General features: G+C 50.7%; 16 protein-coding genes. 8 read left to right on the forward strand and 8 right to left on the reverse strand.

Features of this window, described 5'->3' with window-relative positions:
• Positions 1-199: 199 nt before the first annotated feature.
• A complete protein-coding gene (locus B5D23_RS12115; RefSeq protein WP_078685715.1) occupies positions 200-784 on the reverse strand; it encodes a phosphate-starvation-inducible PsiE family protein in 585 nt (194 codons plus the stop codon).
• Between the two features lie 174 nt (positions 785-958).
• Here B5D23_RS12115 and B5D23_RS12120 point away from each other — a divergent pair, with 174 nt between their 5' ends.
• The 5 genes from B5D23_RS12120 to B5D23_RS12145 all read left to right on the forward strand — a co-directional run bounded on the left by B5D23_RS12120 (position 959) and on the right by B5D23_RS12145 (position 5021).
• Entirely contained in the window at positions 959-1345 is a 387-nt protein-coding gene (locus B5D23_RS12120) for a DUF3568 family protein (RefSeq protein ID WP_233815235.1), read from the forward strand.
• 474 nt (positions 1346-1819) lie between these two features.
• Positions 1820-2848, forward strand: a complete 1029-nt coding sequence (locus B5D23_RS12125) for an OmpA family protein (RefSeq protein ID WP_078685716.1) — start codon at positions 1820-1822, stop codon at positions 2846-2848.
• An 88-nt stretch (positions 2849-2936) separates the two neighbouring features.
• Positions 2937-3737 (forward strand): hypothetical protein, encoded by an 801-nt coding sequence (locus B5D23_RS12130; RefSeq protein ID WP_078685717.1) that lies wholly within the window; start codon positions 2937-2939, stop codon positions 3735-3737.
• A 448-nt stretch (positions 3738-4185) separates the two neighbouring features.
• Positions 4186-4614: a hypothetical protein gene (locus tag B5D23_RS12140; protein ID WP_078685719.1), complete on the forward strand. Its 429-nt coding sequence runs from the start codon at positions 4186-4188 to the stop codon at positions 4612-4614.
• Between the two features lie 104 nt (positions 4615-4718).
• Positions 4719-5021 (forward strand): hypothetical protein, encoded by a 303-nt coding sequence (locus B5D23_RS12145; RefSeq protein ID WP_078685720.1) that lies wholly within the window; start codon positions 4719-4721, stop codon positions 5019-5021.
• 28 nt (positions 5022-5049) lie between these two features.
• Here the strand turns inward: B5D23_RS12145 and B5D23_RS12150 are convergent, their stop codons facing one another.
• A complete protein-coding gene (locus tag B5D23_RS12150; RefSeq protein ID WP_078685721.1) occupies positions 5050-5955 on the reverse strand; it encodes a substrate-binding domain-containing protein in 906 nt (301 codons plus the stop codon).
• Between the two features lie 222 nt (positions 5956-6177).
• Between B5D23_RS12150 and B5D23_RS12155 the strand changes: the two genes are divergently transcribed.
• Genes B5D23_RS12155 through B5D23_RS12165 form a run of 3 tightly spaced genes read left to right on the forward strand, consistent with a single transcriptional unit; the run spans position 6178 to position 10187 of the window.
• Positions 6178-7410, forward strand: coding sequence for an ABC transporter substrate-binding protein (locus B5D23_RS12155; RefSeq protein ID WP_234985092.1), 1233 nt, complete (start codon positions 6178-6180; stop codon positions 7408-7410).
• Between the two features lie 8 nt (positions 7411-7418).
• Complete coding sequence (locus B5D23_RS12160) at positions 7419-9452, forward strand: ATP-binding protein (RefSeq protein ID WP_234985093.1); 2034 nt, start codon at positions 7419-7421, stop codon at positions 9450-9452.
• A gap of 15 nt (positions 9453-9467) precedes the next feature.
• Positions 9468-10187 (forward strand): response regulator, encoded by a 720-nt coding sequence (locus B5D23_RS12165; protein ID WP_078685723.1) that lies wholly within the window; start codon positions 9468-9470, stop codon positions 10185-10187.
• Between the two features lie 519 nt (positions 10188-10706).
• On the opposite strand, the gene B5D23_RS12175 is transcribed toward B5D23_RS12165, so the two are convergent.
• From B5D23_RS12175 to mobA, 6 genes are all read right to left on the reverse strand, one after another.
• Positions 10707-11441 carry a 4Fe-4S dicluster domain-containing protein gene (locus B5D23_RS12175; protein ID WP_078685725.1) on the reverse strand — a complete coding sequence of 245 codons (735 nt, stop codon included), beginning with the start codon at positions 11439-11441 and terminating at the stop codon, positions 10707-10709.
• Positions 11442-11451: 10 nt separating this feature from the next.
• A complete protein-coding gene (gene fdnG, locus B5D23_RS12180; RefSeq protein WP_078685726.1) occupies positions 11452-14469 on the reverse strand; it encodes a formate dehydrogenase-N subunit alpha in 3018 nt (1005 codons plus the stop codon).
• A 31-nt stretch (positions 14470-14500) separates the two neighbouring features.
• Complete coding sequence (locus B5D23_RS12185) at positions 14501-14710, reverse strand: hypothetical protein (RefSeq protein ID WP_078685727.1); 210 nt, start codon at positions 14708-14710, stop codon at positions 14501-14503.
• A gap of 172 nt (positions 14711-14882) precedes the next feature.
• The gene (locus B5D23_RS12190) at positions 14883-15752 is read right to left on the reverse strand and encodes a transposase (protein ID WP_078685728.1); all 870 of its coding nucleotides are present in this window, start codon (positions 15750-15752) and stop codon (positions 14883-14885) included.
• A 9-nt stretch (positions 15753-15761) separates the two neighbouring features.
• On the reverse strand, positions 15762-16757 hold the full coding sequence (gene moaA / locus B5D23_RS12195) for a GTP 3',8-cyclase MoaA (RefSeq protein WP_078685729.1): 996 nt from the start codon (positions 16755-16757) through the stop codon (positions 15762-15764).
• Between the two features lie 89 nt (positions 16758-16846).
• The gene (gene mobA, locus B5D23_RS12200; protein WP_078685730.1) at positions 16847-17470 is read right to left on the reverse strand and encodes a molybdenum cofactor guanylyltransferase; all 624 of its coding nucleotides are present in this window, start codon (positions 17468-17470) and stop codon (positions 16847-16849) included.
• Positions 17471-17481 lie beyond the last annotated feature (11 nt).

Raw genomic sequence — 17481 nt, forward strand, 5'->3', positions numbered from 1 at the left:
TAGGCCGAAAAAAAGGGGCCGGATGAAGGGGAAAGCCAAAGGCTTTCACTCATCCGGCCCCTTTTATTTCGGGCGAAAGCGGGATTCCCAAGGGCCTCGTCCTTGGGCGGGGTCAAGGGGCGGCGCCCCTTGCAGAGCACGAGACGGAGTCTCGTATCACCCCACCCACCCTAAAAAAAATAACACGCTCTTCTATACCTTACTCATCAGCCTGAGGCTTTTCTTTCTTTTGAGTTTTAGACTTGCTTGGCCGAAAGAGCGGAGGGCGAGGAGGGACGACGCAGTCGGTGTCGTTCGGGTGAGAAGAACACTCGAGGAGGTTCTCAGCGAGCCAGAAGCTGACACTGAGGGCGATAATAACGGCGCCTGTTCCCCAGATGTACTCAGAGGAGACCTTTGAATAGTCAAAAATGATGACTTTTCGTGCGGCAGCCATAAGCGCAGTAGCGAGAACGAGCCGAACGTGAATGACTTCATCCTGCAGATATAAGATGATGTTGAGAAATATTTCGATAGCGATGAGGACGGCGAGAAAAGCGGCGAAGGTGTCCAGGATGTCGTTCAGGTTAAGGAGGTAAAAGGGCGGCTCCTTAATTTTCTGATAAAGTACGAGAAGGACGTCAAAGACGCCCCAGACGATAACGAGGGTCATGAGGATCGCGAGGGCGCGGACAGCTTGACGGATTATTTTGGAGAGGAAGATAATAAGTGGTTCTTCTCCGAGAAAGTGAGTGTCGAAGCCTTCTGATTCACCGTGAAAGACGCGCATTCTTTTGTTCGGCATCGGGGCCAACCTCCTGAGTGGGGGATCGTAGTATGGTGTAACTATAGCGTGAACTTGCAAGAGAGAAAAGAGGCGTAATGCGAGGTGCATGCGCTTGCAGGATCTGGCGGAGGCCTTTATAGCTTGAGGAAAAGCAAAGAACTCCTGTGAAAATTGGAGGACATGGAGAAAGATATGGATATTTTCAAAAAATTAATGATGGCGTGTTTGCTTCTGGCGTTGCCGTTGCAGCAGGGATGTGCAGTACTTGCTGCAGGTGCTGTAGCAGGTGGAGGAACGTACGTGTATACAACGGGGCAGCTTGTACGGACGTATAATGCAAGCCTTGATACGAGCTACGAAGCAACGGTGCGTGCTGCTCGTCGCCTGAACTTAAAGGTGAATGACCGGGTACTGAATTTGAGTAGTGCTTCCGTGAATGGCCATGATAAGGACAGACGTTTCTGGATTTCGTTGAAATCGGAAAATCCACGAGTGACGAAAATCAGTGTTCGCGTTGGCGTGCTGGGAGACGAGGCTGCATCACGGAGAATCCATGAAGCGATAGCCCGTAGTCTGTAGAAAAAGAGAGAGAATGAAGCCCCTCATAGTTGGTGAGGGGCTTTTTTTGTGCAAAAAAGTGTGCAATCTTGTGCAGTAAGGAAGAAGTGGAGGGAATTGCACAGTTGCACAGATGTGCGCAGGATTGCACAAAAATATGAAAAGAAAACAGAAAAAGAAGAAATATTTGTAAGTATCTGAAAAAATTCATGTCCAAGAAAAATTTTAAAGATGGAATGAATTTGGAATCTTACGTATAATATAAGAACTCAGATATCCATCTCGCTGTAATCTTTGGAATGTTCTGTGCAAAATGCGGTCAGAAAGAAAATCGAAAAGCCGACCGTCATCTTCTGAGAAGCGACAGAAAAGTGATGTTCCCCTTTGAATAGAATTGCATTTCTGGTAGAATCCAAGAGTGGAGCCGTGTCTGGCAATGGCGTCTCCCTAGGGCGTCGCCGAGGATGAATTACAAAGAACGAGGAGTGAGACATTATGATTCGGATGAGAATGAAATCGTTGGTCACACTGGCATTCGTCGGCGTGTTCCTGATGTGCATTGCGAGCGTCGCAAGTGCACGGGTAGAGCTTGTGCCTAAGGCAGATAGCTTCACCCTGTTCCAGGACTATTCCGGCTCAATGGCAATGAAGCATCAGGATCTTGGTGAAGAGAAGATCGTGCTTGCAAAGCATTTCCTGCAGCGGTTCAACGAAAACGTACCGGACCGCGATTATGAAGCACGTTTCTACACCAGCTCCCCATACAAATGGATGCTTGGTGGCAAATATGACCGAGATATCATGGGTCGCACCATTGATAAGCTCAACACTGGTTACACAGTTTCCAACCGTCTGACCGCTCTTGGTCGTGACATGGGCAAGCTTGATTCCGCTATTACAGACATGAAGAAAAAGAATGCTATCATTCTGGTGTCTGACGGCGAAAACAATCTTGGCATGGATCCTGTTGAAGAAGCACGTCAGCTGTATGCCAATCACCCCGGTGAAATGTGCATCCACGTTGTTTCTTTTGCAGACACAGAAGAAGGTCAGAAGACTCTTGATGACATCGCAGCACTGAATCCTTGCTCCGTGTCCGTGTACGGCCCTGATCTGCTGTGCAACGACGACGCCATGAAGGATTTTGTCAAGCGCGTCTTCTTTGACGAAGTTATGGTTGACGACGAAGAGGTTATCCCCCTGCGCATCAACTTCGACTTTGACTCTGCAAAGATTCGTCCTGACATGATGCCTATTCTTGATGAGGCCGCAGAGCTGATCAAGAAGCACGAAGGCATGGCTGGCGTCATCCTTGAAGGTCATACTTGTAACATCGGTACCGAAGAATACAACATGGGCCTGTCACAGCGTCGTGCTGACTCTGTGAAGAAGTACCTCGTTGATCACGGTGTTGATGGCAACATGCTGAGCACCAAGGCATATGGCGAAAGTATGCCGAAGTACGACAACAATACGAAGGAAGGCCGTCGCCTGAACCGTCGTGTTGAAATCGTCTTCGAATAAGTCAAAACCGTTACGGGCCGTGGGTTTTCATTGAGAGCCCACGGCTCTTTTTCTTGCTCAAAATCCATTGACCGGGTAAGGAGAGCATGTGACTGAAAAGCAGATTGTACATTCAAAACCCGGTGTCGTATGGGGCGTGCTTGCTGCCGTGATCGTTGTAGCAGGCATTGTTGCGTGGCAATTCTTTGGGAAGACAGAGCAAACGGCTCAGAGTGTCCCCAAGAAGCCCGCACCTGCTCAGGTTGTGACGGAGAAAAAGGTGCCTCCTGTCCCGCCAGCAGTCCCAGAAGCTTCGGAGCAGAAAGCTCCTGAAGAAAAAAAATTAGCACCAGAGCCTAGCCCAGAGAAAAAAGTCGCGACGACACCTCAATCTGCCTCTCCTGCTCCTGCTGTTGCTACAGCTTCCAAAGTTCAAAAAAAGTCTCCTGCCAAAAAGTCTCTCAAGAAAAAGCTCCCGACCAAGGCTGAGGTCGCAAAGAAGACCTATAGTCACAAGGTAAGAACCCACGCAAAGGCAAAACGTCCTGCTCCTCTCAAGGGGAAGGCAACTATTCAGGCTGCCACAACACGTTTTGAAAAATTTGCTGGATTCTGGGTGGAGAAGATAAGCCGTAACCTTCGATTTACCCGCTCCAAGATGAATATCCGGCAAGAAAGTGGGGTGTGGGTTGCAAGCTTTGTTTCTGTTCCAAAGACTAATCTCTGTATGAAAGTGAAACCAAGTCCTTCTGGGATTTGTCCCTACGTGGGGATACTTCGCTACCGGGAGGAAATCTTTGAGGCCCGTGGTGATTCGCGTGAGAGCGTGGCCCAGGGACCCTTTAGACAGGTGAAGACCCGGCGCGTTACGGAAATATTCCGTTTCGACAAGGGGCGTTGGAAAAACTAGGGAAATTCTGCATGAATTTATGGCGTGTCACTGCGAGGTGGCACGCCTTTTTTTGGCCCTTTGGGAAAATATTGTATGTTGCGAAAAAATTCCCATATGATTGAGGATGTTAGAACCGCTTATATTCTTTTCATGATGATCGCAGGTCAATGTAAGTGAAAAAGAGGACAGGAAAAAAGAGGGTGAATTGCCGTTAATGGCTGAGGGTGAAGAAAAAAACGTCTGCATCTGTGCGTGATTTAGGAGAAGAAAAGACAACGATACAGAGAGCAAACTTTCCTTTTACAAAGCTGGAAATTGTGAAGTATATTGAAAATTTTATCAATAAAATCATTGCACAAGCAGTTACTGTCCCATTCTTCGCCTTGTCACAGTGCGCGCCATGCCGTATAGGTATGGCTCGTTACAGTCAAATTTTCCTGAACGATATATAGATTGGAGGATTAATATGAGCGCTGCTGAAAAGATTCGCCACATTGGCAAGCCTTCTGTTGTTACCGAGCCAGCACCGGAAGCTGTTGAGATCATGGAAAAAACAAAGAAAGATATGGGTAAGGTTGCCCTGATCGTTTCTATTCTTTCTGTTGTTCTCCTCGTTGTGTTCTTCTTCGGACTGAATCAGAACCTGACCAGTCTGAATCAGCAGGTTTCCGTTATCCCCGGCATCCAGAACCAGATTGCCACTATGGAAACTGACCTTGCAACGCTGAAAGACCTTCCTTCCCAGACCCGCCGTATGGTTGTTGGTACCATGCTTGACGAGATGGCTCAGAAAGCAAACTTCCTCGGTGGTCAGATGGAAGACGAGGCTCAGGCCGCCAAGCTGCAGGAAGCTATGAAGCTGATCCAGGGTGTTCAGGCTGACATGCAGAAGTAGTTCTTTTTGACTACGATTTTATGGGCGGAAGGATGCAGTGCCTTCCGCCTTTTTTTCTTTTGTGCCATACTCAGCAGAGACCTTTGAGAGAGGAGGCTGAGAGAATGGCCAGTAATTCTGACGTGGAACTTGGTGAGCTGCTGTCGGTAGCGTCGCAGGAAAAGGTGTGGGATGAACACCGGAGTACGGTCTACAACTATGAGCTGTATCTGGGTGATTCAGACGGGTACGTACTCCGCATGGACACTTATGAAAAATCGTGTGGTCGGAATTTTTGCTTACGATTTAAAAATCTCGAGGACGCCCAGGCATACCTGAATCAGGATGCAGATGAAGCGTTGCTGCAAAAACTTTTTTCGCAAGGTGTTCTTGAGCGCTGTTCGTCGGATGACGATACAAAGAAATAAGAAAAGCCCCGATTGACGGGGCTTTTTTTTATGCATCAGGGAAAATCATTTTTCCGCTTTCAGTGAGGTCGTAGCCACTGAGCGTTTCCGCAAGCTCTTTGAATTCACTGTCCGTGAGCATATTGATAAACTGCTGGACTGGCTTTTCAAAGAAGCGGTCTTTTGGAATAAGTAAATCAAAGCGCTCCCAGCCGATGGGGATGGCGTCAAGACCAAGAAGTTTGGCAACGGCTTCAATTCCGGGACCAAGATCGGCCTGACCAGAAAGGACTTCGAGACCGACATCCATGTGTTTGGCCCGTTCGTCGTCATAGCCGGGCAGGTCCGCAGGGGAAATACCGTGCTCCTTGAGCAGGCTGTCGAAGAGCAGGCGGGTGCCAGTGCTCTTCGGGCGGTTGGCAACGCGAAGCTGCCCACCTTTGAGGTCTGCAATGCCCGTAATGCCTTGAGGATTTCCGGGCTTGAGGTACAGGCACTGCCTTCGGCGACAGAAGTTGACGACAGCAGGTTGCTCCCGAAGCTCTTCTGCAGCAAAAGAGAAGTTGTATTCTTTTCCGTCCTGTTCCGCGAGATGGCTGGCGGCCATGTGGCAAACGCCCCGGTGCAGGGCTTTGATGCCGCCCATGCTCCCAAGGTTGCCAAAGACGGCGACCTCGTCGGGATAGCGTTTCATATAGAGGCTGAGTGCCTTTTCCAAAAGCAGGTCATTGGAGCCAGCAATAACCAGAAGGCCCTGAAGGCTGCTGGCCTGGATGGTTGAAGGATAATTGATTGTTCTGTTTTCGACCCACTGCTCGACAAGATGCTCAGGGAAAAGCCATTTTCCGGTAACCTTGGAGGCAGGGAGGCCTTTGTCGGAAATAAGTGAATAGATCATCTTTTCGTTGACCCCAAGGTACTGGGCAACTTCTTTTGTCGAGAGCAGTTTTTTCATACTCATATCCTTTCGTTTCTTCAGCAGCCTGAAATGATATATATTCGGGGGCACAATAGCTGGGAACACAGTGTATTGCAATATTGGGAGTTCAGGAGAAAGCCTCTTTGGCTGAAAAATCTGTGTCTCAAGGCAATATTCTTGACCCGCGGGGGGAGTGTGCTATTTTCTGCCAGCTTTTGCGAAAGCATTGTGCAGAAGCGAAAAGAAGAAGGAGGACCTGTGAACCTTCGTCGTTATTTCTCTTTTTTATTTCTTTTTTTTACAATGTTCCTTGTGGTGGGATGCCAGAGTTTTACCTCTGGTGATGCTCACAATACAGAGAAGCAGGGAATCAAAAAAAATGAAATACTTATTGGCTCCTCACTCCCTCTGGAAGGCGAAAGCGGCTTTCTTGGGAGGAAAACTTTGCGTGGTGCGTTGAGTTACATCAAGCATATCAACAGTAAAGGGGGAGTACATGGTCGAAAAATACGGATCATTATTAAAGATGATGCCTATGATCCGACTCTGTGTGTAAGCAACACGCAGAAGCTTATCATTGAAGATAAAGTCTTTTGTCTTTTCAATTATGTTGGGACGTCTACGACCGTGGGAATTATCCCTCTCGTGGAAGAGGCCCAGATTCCGCTTGTTGGTGTGTACAGTGGCGCAGATGCCTTACGGAAGCCCTTTGTGCCATACATTATCAACATTCGTCCTTCCTATTTTCAGGAAAGCCAGCAGAGTATCCGACGCCTCGTGTCTTCGCTCGGCTTTTCCCGTATCGCTATTTTATATCAGTATGATGCCTATGGTTTTGATGGACTGAAAGGTGTCGAATTGGCAATGCGTCGCTATGGGATGAAACCCGTTGCGTCCGGTTCCTACAGAAGAGAACGTCCAGATTTGCAGGCTGCGCTGACGCGAATTGCAGATTCCAGAGCTGAGGCTGTTGTGCTTATCGGAACTCCGGGGCCGAGCACTCAGTTTATCCGAGGATGCGCCGAAATGGGCTATCATCCGGTCTTTTTGAGTGACTCTTTTGTGGGCGCGCACGAGATGGCGCGGCGTCTCAAAGGTGTCTCCGCAACGCTTTTGCTTTCGCAGGTTTTGCCTCCTCCGTTTTTGCCTTCTGGAGAAGCCGCTCCGTATGCTCGAAAATATGTCCAGCTTCTTGCTCAGTATTATCCGGATGAAGTCCCGGATATTGTGGGGTTTGAGGGCTATGTGAATGCTCGGGTGCTTGTGGAAGGGCTGAGGCGTTCTGGTCCTGACCTTTCCCGGTCCACATTTATTCAGGCTATTGAGACAATTCGGAACCAGTCTGTTGCGCCCGGCAAAGCTCTGAGCTTTAGTCAGGTCGATCATCAGGGGCTTGATGAGGTCAATTTTATCTTGCTCCAGGATGGAACAAGCGAGGCTGTGACTGACTGGGATGCCTTACGGCAAGCCCTTCAGCGCAGGAAGAAGTAGAGGACGTCATGGAAAGAATATTCATGAAGCGCTTTCGTAACATCAGCCTGAAAAACAAGATTTATTTTTCTATTCTGGCCGTCATTATGATGATTAGTGCGGCAATTGCACTGCTTGCCAGAGGAATTCTTTTAGAAAGTCTGACTTCCGAACTGGAGCACCGAGGGGTCGCCATTGCGCAGTCTGTTGCAGAGCAGGGACGAAAGTCAGTTTTGGACAGTAAGATTCCAGCATTGACCGCGTTGCTTTTTCGAGAGCGCCTCGAAGGTGAGCGGCGGGATCTTGTTTCATATATTTTTATCATTGATAATGAAAAAAGGGTGGTAGCACACACCTTTACTCGACCTTTTCCGCAAACGCTGCGTATGGCAAACCCTCTTCCTGAGGGGCGCGATATAAAGTCTAAGATTCGGCAAATTGAGGTGCAGGGGCGCAAGGCCGTGGACATTGCCATGCCCATGCAGGAAGGAATTTATCGCATTGCCACGGTTCACGTTGGCCTAAACAAGCAGCACATTGATACGCTTGTGGGGCGGCTGCGGGCCATGTTTCTTGGGTTTATCACGCTTGTCGTGACCATTATTTTTTGGATTAGCCACAAGATTTCGCGGTACATTACGATGCCAATCCAGAAGCTCATTGAAATGGCCGATCAGATTTCTCGCGGTAATTTGAACTTTAAGCTCGACCTTGGTCGGCAGTATGATGATGTCCTGTCCGAGGAAGGCGAGTATGAGCGATGTCCTGCGTATCACAACTCAGATTTGCCCTGCTGGCACGTCGACAAGTTTATGGGGTCACTTTCTCCCGACAGTCCGCCGCCCGTTAAGCCTGCGTATTGTCGCGAATGTGTTATCCGCCACAGGCAGACTGGTGACGAGGTCCTTCAGCTTGCGGATTCCTTTGTGTACATGGTCCGCTCTGTGCGGCTCTATCGAAACAAGGTCCGCGAGTCCGAGGCGAAATACCGGACCCTTTTTGATTCCGGTCCAGATCCCGTTTTTGTCGTCGATGCTGTGACGCTTGATATTTTGGACGTCAATCCCCGGTGTACGGGGACGTATGGCTACTCCACGCAGGAACTTTTTGGAATGCGTTTTGACGCTCTCCAGAGTGACGAAAAGCAGACAAAGGATTTATTACGCTTTGCAGGCGAAAAACAGCCCGGTGAGCGGAAGTTTTTCCCAAAGATTATTCACCATCGGCGGGATGGTCAGCCGCTGTTTGTGAACATGCACGCCTGTCGGACGCGTTACGGTGGCCGGGAGGCAATGATTGTCTCTACAACGGACATTACTGATATTATAGAAAAAGATGCGCAGCTTGTGCAGGCCAGCAAGATGACAACGCTCGGCGAAATGTCTGCGGGCATTGCTCATGAGCTGAATCAGCCGCTCAATGCCATTCGCATGGGCAGTGACTATCTTGCCATGATGGCGGAGCGGGGACAGCAGGTTCCTGAATCTGACTTGCGGCAGGTCACAAGCGAGATTGCGAACCAGATTGACAGAGCGACGGAAATCGTGAACACCCTCCGGCAGTTCGGAAGAAAATCCGATATTACGCCAGAACGACTCAATGTGAACGAGCCGGTTCATGCCGTACTGAAAATTCTGTCACGGCAGTTGACCTTGCAGAATATTCGCGTTCACCTCGATCTTGCAGAGCATCTGCCGCTCATCAGAGCACACGGAAACCGTTTGCAGCAGGTTTTCTTTAACCTTGTGTCAAACGCCCGCGATGCTATCAACATGTGGTCAGACAAGGAGGACGGACCTGCTGACCGTGTTATTCGTATTCATACAGAGTATGACGATGATCAGGTTTTGCTGACAATTTCAGATACGGGGGCAGGTATTCCAGGCCACCAGATTGAAAAGATTTTTGAACCGTTTTTCACGACAAAAGCGACCGGTCAGGGCATGGGGCTTGGCCTTGCTATTTCTTATGGCATCGTCAAAGATTATGGCGGAGAGATTAGCGTTGAATCTGAACTGGGCGCTGGAACAACATTTTGTCTGAGTTTCCCCCAAGCTCAATGATAGACGAGGATGCACATGAATAAAATTCTTGTGATTGATGACGAGCAGCCTACGCTGTCTATGTTTCGGCTTGTTTTGGGTGCCTATGGGTATGAAGTCCTTACCGCAGAAAGCGGCGAAGAAGGACTGGAAGTGTTTAGCGCCGAACGGCCAGCTATTGTTCTGACGGATATTAAAATGCCGGGTATGGACGGGCTGGATGTGCTGAAACGACTCAAGGAAATTAACCCGCAAACTGAAGTTATTGTCATCACAGGACACGGGGATATGGATATTGCCATTAAAGCCCTGAACCTGAATGCCACGGATTTCATCAACAAGCCTATACAGCGGAATTGCCTCGAGGCTGCACTCTCTCGAGCAAATGAGCGGCTGAAACTTTCTGAGAGCAAGCAGGAAGAAGTCGCCTCTGAGCAGAATGATGGCGTAACGGTCATTCGGGTACAGGGGAACATCACCGCCCAGTCTGAACCGTTTTTTATCTCTGAGTATGAGCATGCTGAAGAAAATGGGAATCCCGTGGTGCTCTATTTTGATGAAAATTCTTCAATCAATGGCGCAGGTATTGCCGTTATGGTTCAGCTCCTCTCTGAGAGTCAGGACCGGGGCGTCGACGTCGCCATTGCCGGGCTTTCTGAAAACTTTCGGAAAGTCTTCGACGCCGTGGGCATTACGCGCTTCGCAACAATTTATGACAGCATCGAAGAAGCGACTCACGCCCTTCAAGCTGGCTAGTATGAAATAAAGAGCGAGTGGGGAATTATTTTATTGGGGCGCTGCCCCAAACCCTGCAAGGGCTTTGGGGTGGGTGGGTTACGAGACTCCGTCTCGTGCTCTGCAAGGGGCGCCGCCCCTTGACCCCGCCCAAGGACGAGGCCCTTGGGAATCCCGCTTTCGCCCGAAATAAAAGGGGCCGGATGAGTGAAAGCCTTTGGCTTTCCCCTTCATCCGGCCCCTTTTTTTCGGCCTAGTGGGCATTTCCCGTGTGTTCTTTTTCTTTGCGCCTCAATCCGGTGGCAACTCGCAAAAGAGAAAGAGGCTCTCGACGCTAGCCCCATTAAGTTTAAAAGCCGTGCAAGCGAAGCTTGCACGGCTTTTAAACTCGATGAGGATACGTAAGGGAATTATTCCCTTACGCGGGGTCCGGGGCTGGCCCCGGTTCCCTTTTCTCCATTCCTCGCTCTACGAAAAACAAAGCCCGGAGCCAAAGGCTCCGGGCTAAGAGAGAGTGCGACACTGGTACAGCAGTGTCTATTACACAAGCTTCTTCGCCGGTGAGAGAAGCTTTGCAAACAGGGTTTTTCTTGTGATTCCTTTAGGGATGAACGCGCCGGCGTCGGCCATCATGTATTCATGATATTTAGCCGGGTCGGTCTGGGTCAGGTAGATAACGTTGACATCTTCCTCATCCACGAGCTGTGCCTGGGGGTATGTCTTTTTGACCTTTGCCAGAGTTTCTTTTGCCAGTTCGATCATGTCCTCGCGGTCACCAAAGTGCATCGCGTTAGTGGGGCAGACCTGAACGCAGGCAGGCAGGAGTCCTGCATGGACACGGTCGACGCACATATCGCATTTTGCCATGATGCCGGTTTCGGGGTCGAAGCGGGGGATATCGTATGGGCAGGCGTCCCGGATTTCCTGTTTTTCATCTTCGCCGAGTTTTTGAAGCCGGTCGGTAAAGAGAACTGCCTGAGTTTCTTCATCGCGAATGATGGCGCTTTCGTCATATTCGTCAGAAACTTCTTTGCATGGAGCAAGCATGCAGTGTCGGCACTGTTCTGGGAAGAACAGCCATTCGACCTGACCATTCGTGACATGCTCCTTGAAGCGGACCAGTTTGTACGTGTGCACGGACAGGTCAGCAGGGTTCTGGTGTGACCCAAAGTTCCGAGTCTTTTCAGCTGGAAGTTTGTGCCACTGCTTGCAGGCCACCTGACATCCTCGGCACGCCGTGCAGCGCGTCAGGTCTATGAAAAAGGCCTTTTCCATTTTTGTCCTCCTATGCCTTGCGCACGTTCACCATGAACGCTTTAGTCTCAGGAATACCGGTGTTTGGGTCACCTACGGAAGGTGTCAGCAGGTTTGCTGCATCACCGCCATCCTTGGGGAAAACCCATCCGAAGTGCCACGGGATACCGACCATGTGGACGGTTTTACCCATAACTTTGAAGGGGCGAAGACGAGGAGTGACAATTGCAATTGCCCACAGCTTGCCACGCGTGTTTTCCACGATGACCTTGTCGCCGTTCTTGATGCCTTTCATCTTTGCCATCTCGGGGTTCATTTCGCAGAACATCTGCGGTTCAGCCTCGAGGAGCCACGGGGTGTAGCGGGTCATGATACCACTCTGCCAGTGTTCAGTGACACGGTAGGTGGAGCAGATGAAGGGGTAGCGCGGGTCACACACTGCCTTGTATTCTTTCTTGAATTGCAGTGCGGTCGGGTTGTTCAGCTGTTTGGAGAACGGATGCTCGTCAATTGGGCATTCCATTGGTTCATAATACTCTGGGAAGGGACCGTCTGCACGGCCGGGTCCAAAAATATGACCATGACCACTAGGCAACATAATGAACGGGTACTTGCTGCCCGGTGCCCAGCCACCATCCGGAACGTCGCCAATCCACTTTCCATCCTTCCACGCAATAACAGCTTTCTGGGGAGCATACGGCTGGCCTTTTGGGTTAACGGATGCGCGGTTGTAGATGATGCGGCGGTTGACGGGCCAGCACCATGCCCAGTTTGGATACAGGCCAATTTTGGCCTGTTCTGGGGTCTGGGTGGTGTCACGGCGGGCGGCCATGTTGCCCTTTTCTGTGTAGGACTGGCAGTAGAGCCAGTTACCAGAGCTGGTAGAGCCATCATCCTGAAGGAACGCAAAGCTTGGAACAAGCTGTCCCTTGCGGAACTTTTTGCCTTTGATGGTCACGTCTTTCAGGAAATAGCCGTTGATAAGTTTTGCTACGGAATGCGGGTCAAAGATGCCATGTTCGCCTTTCCACAGCTTGGTGCCAAGACCGAGAACGGGCTTTTTGAACGCGCCATCTTCTTTCTCGTAGAGCTTTTTCACCTTTTCCATAAGTTCAGCGATGATTTCGCCGTCAGGTCGGGTGTTGCCCCACGGATCAGGTCCCTGATAGCGCCACTGCATCCAGCGGCCAGAGTTGGTGATGGAGCCTTCTTTTTCAATGGACACGGCGCAGGGAAGGAAGAAGCACTCTGTCTTGACCTTCTTGGGGTCCATGCCGGGACCATGCCAGAAGCTGCCGGTCTCATTGTCAAAGATGTTGACGTTGACCATCCAGTCCAGCTCGGCCATTGCAAGGCGGGTCTTGTTGGAGTTTGCGCCACCACAGGCCGGGTTCTGACCCCAGGCAAAGAAGCCCTTGAAGTCGCCCTTGTCCATGCGCTCAAACAGGTTCAGCCACGAATAATTGACGCCATCGTCAACCTTGGGCATCCACTCGTAGGATTCTTTAGGCTCAACGTCTGGGTACATGGCTTTCAGGAAGCTGGACATGTACTTGGGATAGTTCTGCCACCATGCAGCACTCTTGGGGTCCTTGGCTCCGCGGATGTTTTTGGCATTGAGGGTATCAATGTAGCCATTCAGTCCGTCATAGGATGCCTTGGGGATGCCAAGATAGCCGGGCAGGATGTGCCAGAGCAGACACTGGTCAGTGGAGCCCTGTACGTTGGATTCACCGCGAAGGGCGTTGACGCCACCGCCAGCAATACCGATGTTGCCGAGCAGAAGCTGGATGATGCACATCGTACGGATGTTCTGAACACCAACGGTGTGCTGGGTCCAGCCCATTGCGTACATGATGGTACCGGCCTGATCGGGCTTACCGGATTCGGCATAGGTGGAGTAGACCTTAAGCAGGTCTTCTTTTGAGGTACCGGTAACGGACTCAACCTTATCCAGTGTGTAGCGGCTGTAGTGCTTTTTCAGAAGCTGGAAAACGCAGCGGGGATGTTTGAGGGTCTCGTCGCGACGCGGAACGCCTTCGGATTCATACTCAAAGTCCCAGGAACTTTTGTCGTAGCTGCTTGTTTCGCTGTTGTAGCCTGTGAAGATGCCGTCCTTGAATCCAAAGCCTTCTTTGACGATGAAAGCGGCGTTGGTGTTGTTGACGACGTATTCCTTGAAATAGAGCTTCTTTTCAAGAATGTACTTGATGAAGCCACCAAGGAAGCCGATATCCGAGCCAGAACGAATTGGGGCATAGATGTCGGCTTTTGTAGAGGTACGCGTAAAGCGTGGGTCAACGTGAATAACCTTTGCGCCACGGTCTTTTGCCCGAAGTACCCACTTGAAGGAAATAGGATGGTTTTCGGCAGCATTACTGCCCATGATAAGAACTCGATCACTGTTTTTGAGGTCAATCCAGTGATTCGTCATCGCACCGCGTCCGAACGACTCTGCCAGAGCCGCAACAGTTGCGCTGTGTCAGATACGAGCCTGATGCTCAATATACACCAGGCCGAGGGATCTGAGGAATGCCTGATATGCCCAGCATTCTTCGTTATCAAGTGCGGCGGAGCCTACAGAAGCGATACCGTTACAACGGTTGACTGTCTGGCCCTTGGCGTTCTTTTCGGTAAAGCTGGCATCACGGGTGTCCTTGATGCGGCGGGCAATGCGGTCCAGTGCCCAGTCCCAGCTTTTGGCTTCCCATTTGTCGCTGTAGGGAGCGCGGTAAAGAACGTTTTTTTCGCGGCGGGAGTTTTCGCCCAGTGCCCAGATGGATGCACCTTTAGCACAAAGCGAACCTTCATTGATGGGATGGTCGGGGTCGCCCTCAACATTGATGGCGTGGTGAGACATGGTGTCCGTGTGGACAATAAGGCCACAACCAACTGCACAGTAACAGCAGATGGAAGTTGTCTGTTTGGCCCAGCTTGTTTTCAGAAGCTGAGCGCGTGCTCGGGTGGGCGTCAGGGAGACACCCAGACCGCCAAAGGCGGTCGCCGCAGCACCTACGGCCGAGAGCTTCAAAAATTCTCTGCGTTTCATTCCAGATACTCCTTCAAAGTGTGGAGAGAGATCAGCGTCCTCGGGTTTCGCGAGACAAACTCAGCAGCAGGGCATAGCCCGAGACCGAGTACGTCACGTTTCGCAGCATTCCGGGGAGAGGTTTATCCGCAACAGAGCCGTAGCACCAAGAGAGCGTCAGCGAACGCGCTCTCTCGTGAACGGAGTGCAGACTAAAACCAAGCCCAGAAAACGGAAGAGCAGGCGTGTGTGCCGTGTGCACGGATTCACCTCCTTTTGCGAATTTATGAGAAAACCTCATTTATACCGCTATAGAAGGCAAAAGCCTTTATGGCAAAGAAACGGCACTTGCTGATACTTTTGCACTCTTGGTGAAGAAGTAAGCCTTGAAGTGACAGGTTTTGTCGCAGTTACAAACAGTTGCGAAAAAAAGATTATTCCACTTCGGGAACGAAATCGCACAGGTAACTGGTCAAGATTGTGAAGAGATCTTTGTGGCGAGAATTGTAGCGAAGCTCCAGCTCTTTGAGGTAGAGCGGAAAACGCTGGGGAGTAACACCGTGAAATTTAGTGAGGCGTGCGCTTACGAATTCCCAGAAACCGGGATTATTCTTGTCGATGGGCAGGCCTGTGGATGCGGTTTTGAAATAGTCCGAAGCCGGGGCGTTGCCCACGCAACAGATCAGGGTGTCATAGCGCTGGTAGCGGTCAGTGTAGATGACGTTGCCGAGGCGTACTGTTTTTAGCTGGAAGTTGAGGCTAAAGTGCAGAATGGTCTCGATGTCAAAGCCCGGCAAGAGGTCAACGAAGGCCCATGAGCCGCGGTCCATGATACCAAAAACCGGGGTGGGGTTCTCGACGGGGGCGGTGTCGTTGCCGCGAAAGATACGGCCATTAAGGTGCAGGCCCAGAACGGAGTTCTGTCCAAGAAGCTGTTTGGCATCAAGGGCATGGGCCAGAATGGCAAAACGGATTGTGGTCATGGCCTTGTAGGCCGTGTTGTAAGAGACTCCAAGCTCTTTTGCTGCGGTCCGGGCTGTTTTCTCTTCCTGAAAAAGTCGGATCATGTGCAGCCACTGCACGCAGGTCAGGTTGCAGTTGTTAATCCACCGGCTGCTAAAATCATGAAAAGTGTAGCGGCAGCGGGCGCATCTGCGGCGACCATTTTTGAGCCGGTAGTTTCTCCGGCTGTGGCAGCGAGGGCAAAAGCGTTGATGATTCTTCCAGCAAAAGCGCAGCAGATAGCGGCGCGCAGATGCTTCATCACGCGTAATTTCTTCAAAGTTTGGAGTCTCTTGGTTCATCAGGTTCCCTTAGCCACCAATGGAAGACATAGCCTTGGTACATACTGAGGCGCTGTTTAGGCGCTTCTCCAGCAGTTTGTATCCCAGGGGCTTGCTCTCCGTGGCGCGCTGCATGATGCGAAGCAGCTGGTCATCATCCAGTCGCGAATTTCGCAGGGCAGGGCGGAGTTTGTATTCCTTGTCGGAGAACAGGCAGGTCCTCAGGCGGCCATCAGAGGTAATGCGCAGTCTGTTGCAGGTCTTGCAGAAATGGTCAGACATGGCAGAAATCATACCAATGCGGCCTTCTCCATTTTGTATGGAATAGAGTCGTGCCGGACCATCTGTTTTGCTCTTCTTTTCCAGAGGGGTCAGCTTGGCCACGCTTTGGGCCTCCTGCAAAATTTCTTTTGCTGAGATGGCATAGCCTTCTTTCCAGTGTGAGCAGCCCCCAATGGGCATAAATTCGATAAAGCGAATGTCGACAGGCAGGACCTTGGCAAGTTTGACGAAATCTCTGATTTCATTGTCATTGACGCCCCGCATTGCCACGACATTTATCTTTACTGTTAGGCCATAGTGCAGACAGTCGTCAATGGCGCGCTCGACACGGGGCAAAAAGTCACGCGAGGTGATTTCCTTGAATTTTTCGGCCTTGAGTGTGTCGAGTGAAATATTGATGCGCTTTATACCGAGGTGTTTAAGCGCGGGCACCTTGCCCCCGAGCAGGGTTCCGTTGGTTGTGATGCGCACATCAAGTTTTGGACACTCCTCTTTAAGCATTCCGAGAAATGCAAGGAAGTCTTTGCGAACGAATGGTTCGCCACCAGTCAGCCGCAGTTTGCTGACGTTCATCTTCTCCGCAGCCTTGACCAGTCGCAGCATCTCCTCATAGCTCAAAACATTTTCGTGCGGGATGAATTTTACGCACCCGTCAGTTCGGCAATAGAAGCACTGGAGGTTACAGCGGTCTGTAACGGAAAGGCGGATGTAATTGACCTCGCGGCCATAACTGTCATGAAACATGTCTTTAATACTCCTCAATGCCTCATTCGGCCTGCGTGCAGGCAGGCCCGGTACAGGGACAGGCAGAATCACAGTTCTCCCTGTCGTGTTCAGAGGTGGTCTTGCGCAATCAGGGCAAGCTGTTGGCGTTCAATATCTCTGAGTTTTTCAAGATCTTCCGGGTAGTTGATATTGAAAAACGTATTGGATTTTGCCGCGCTATACTCAATATGATGGCGCTTTTCGGGTGGGATTGCCCTGCTGAGTTTATATATTCCGTTTTCTGCGGACTCTTCAAGCCATTCCAGTGCGGAAGGCTGGTATACCGCAATAAGGGACTCGATAAAACCTGTTTCTTTTTGCAAAAATGTTGTCATCACTTTTTCTTTGGGACGACGGGCATTTTCGCGAAGGAGGAGGGTCAGACTCTCGCTGTCGAGCAGGGGGAGGTCACAGGCAAGAACCAGAAGCGGAGTCCCAAGGGTCCGAAGACCAGAGATAATTCCACCAATTGGGCCTATGCCTGTGTACTGATCCGGAATCCACGGGGCATCAATCTCATGCTGGTCCGGGTTGCGGCCAGAAACAAAAACCTGGTCACAAAAGGGCGTGGCCAGATTCATCATCCTGCGAAGCATGATGGAACCTGACCAGTGAAGACCAACCTTGTCCTGCCCCAGTCTGGTACTCTTGCCTCCGGCCAGAATAAGTGCGTTTGGTACCGTTATGCTCATGGGGCTGTCTC

The organism is Desulfobaculum bizertense DSM 18034 (assembly GCF_900167065.1).
Taxonomy (GTDB): Bacteria; Desulfobacterota; Desulfovibrionia; order Desulfovibrionales; family Desulfovibrionaceae; genus Desulfobaculum; species Desulfobaculum bizertense.

Bases quoted from the DNA above. Each gene is read 5' to 3' on its own strand.
- B5D23_RS12115 (WP_078685715.1), bottom strand. From the start codon at position 784: ATGCCGAACAAAAGAATGCGCGTCTTTCACGGTGAATCAGAAGGCTTC.
- B5D23_RS12120 (WP_233815235.1), top strand. From the start codon at position 959: ATGGATATTTTCAAAAAATTAATGATGGCGTGTTTGCTTCTGGCGTTG.
- B5D23_RS12125 (WP_078685716.1), top strand. From the start codon at position 1,820: ATGATTCGGATGAGAATGAAATCGTTGGTCACACTGGCATTCGTCGGC.
- B5D23_RS12140 (WP_078685719.1), top strand. From the start codon at position 4,186: ATGAGCGCTGCTGAAAAGATTCGCCACATTGGCAAGCCTTCTGTTGTT.
- B5D23_RS12145 (WP_078685720.1), top strand. From the start codon at position 4,719: ATGGCCAGTAATTCTGACGTGGAACTTGGTGAGCTGCTGTCGGTAGCG.
- B5D23_RS12150 (WP_078685721.1), bottom strand. From the start codon at position 5,955: ATGAAAAAACTGCTCTCGACAAAAGAAGTTGCCCAGTACCTTGGGGTC.
- B5D23_RS12160 (WP_234985093.1), top strand. From the start codon at position 7,419: ATGGAAAGAATATTCATGAAGCGCTTTCGTAACATCAGCCTGAAAAAC.
- B5D23_RS12165 (WP_078685723.1), top strand. From the start codon at position 9,468: ATGAATAAAATTCTTGTGATTGATGACGAGCAGCCTACGCTGTCTATG.
- B5D23_RS12175 (WP_078685725.1), bottom strand. From the start codon at position 11,441: ATGGAAAAGGCCTTTTTCATAGACCTGACGCGCTGCACGGCGTGCCGA.
- B5D23_RS12190 (WP_078685728.1), bottom strand. From the start codon at position 15,752: ATGAACCAAGAGACTCCAAACTTTGAAGAAATTACGCGTGATGAAGCA.
- moaA (WP_078685729.1), bottom strand. From the start codon at position 16,757: ATGTTTCATGACAGTTATGGCCGCGAGGTCAATTACATCCGCCTTTCC.
- mobA (WP_078685730.1), bottom strand. From the start codon at position 17,470: ATGAGCATAACGGTACCAAACGCACTTATTCTGGCCGGAGGCAAGAGT.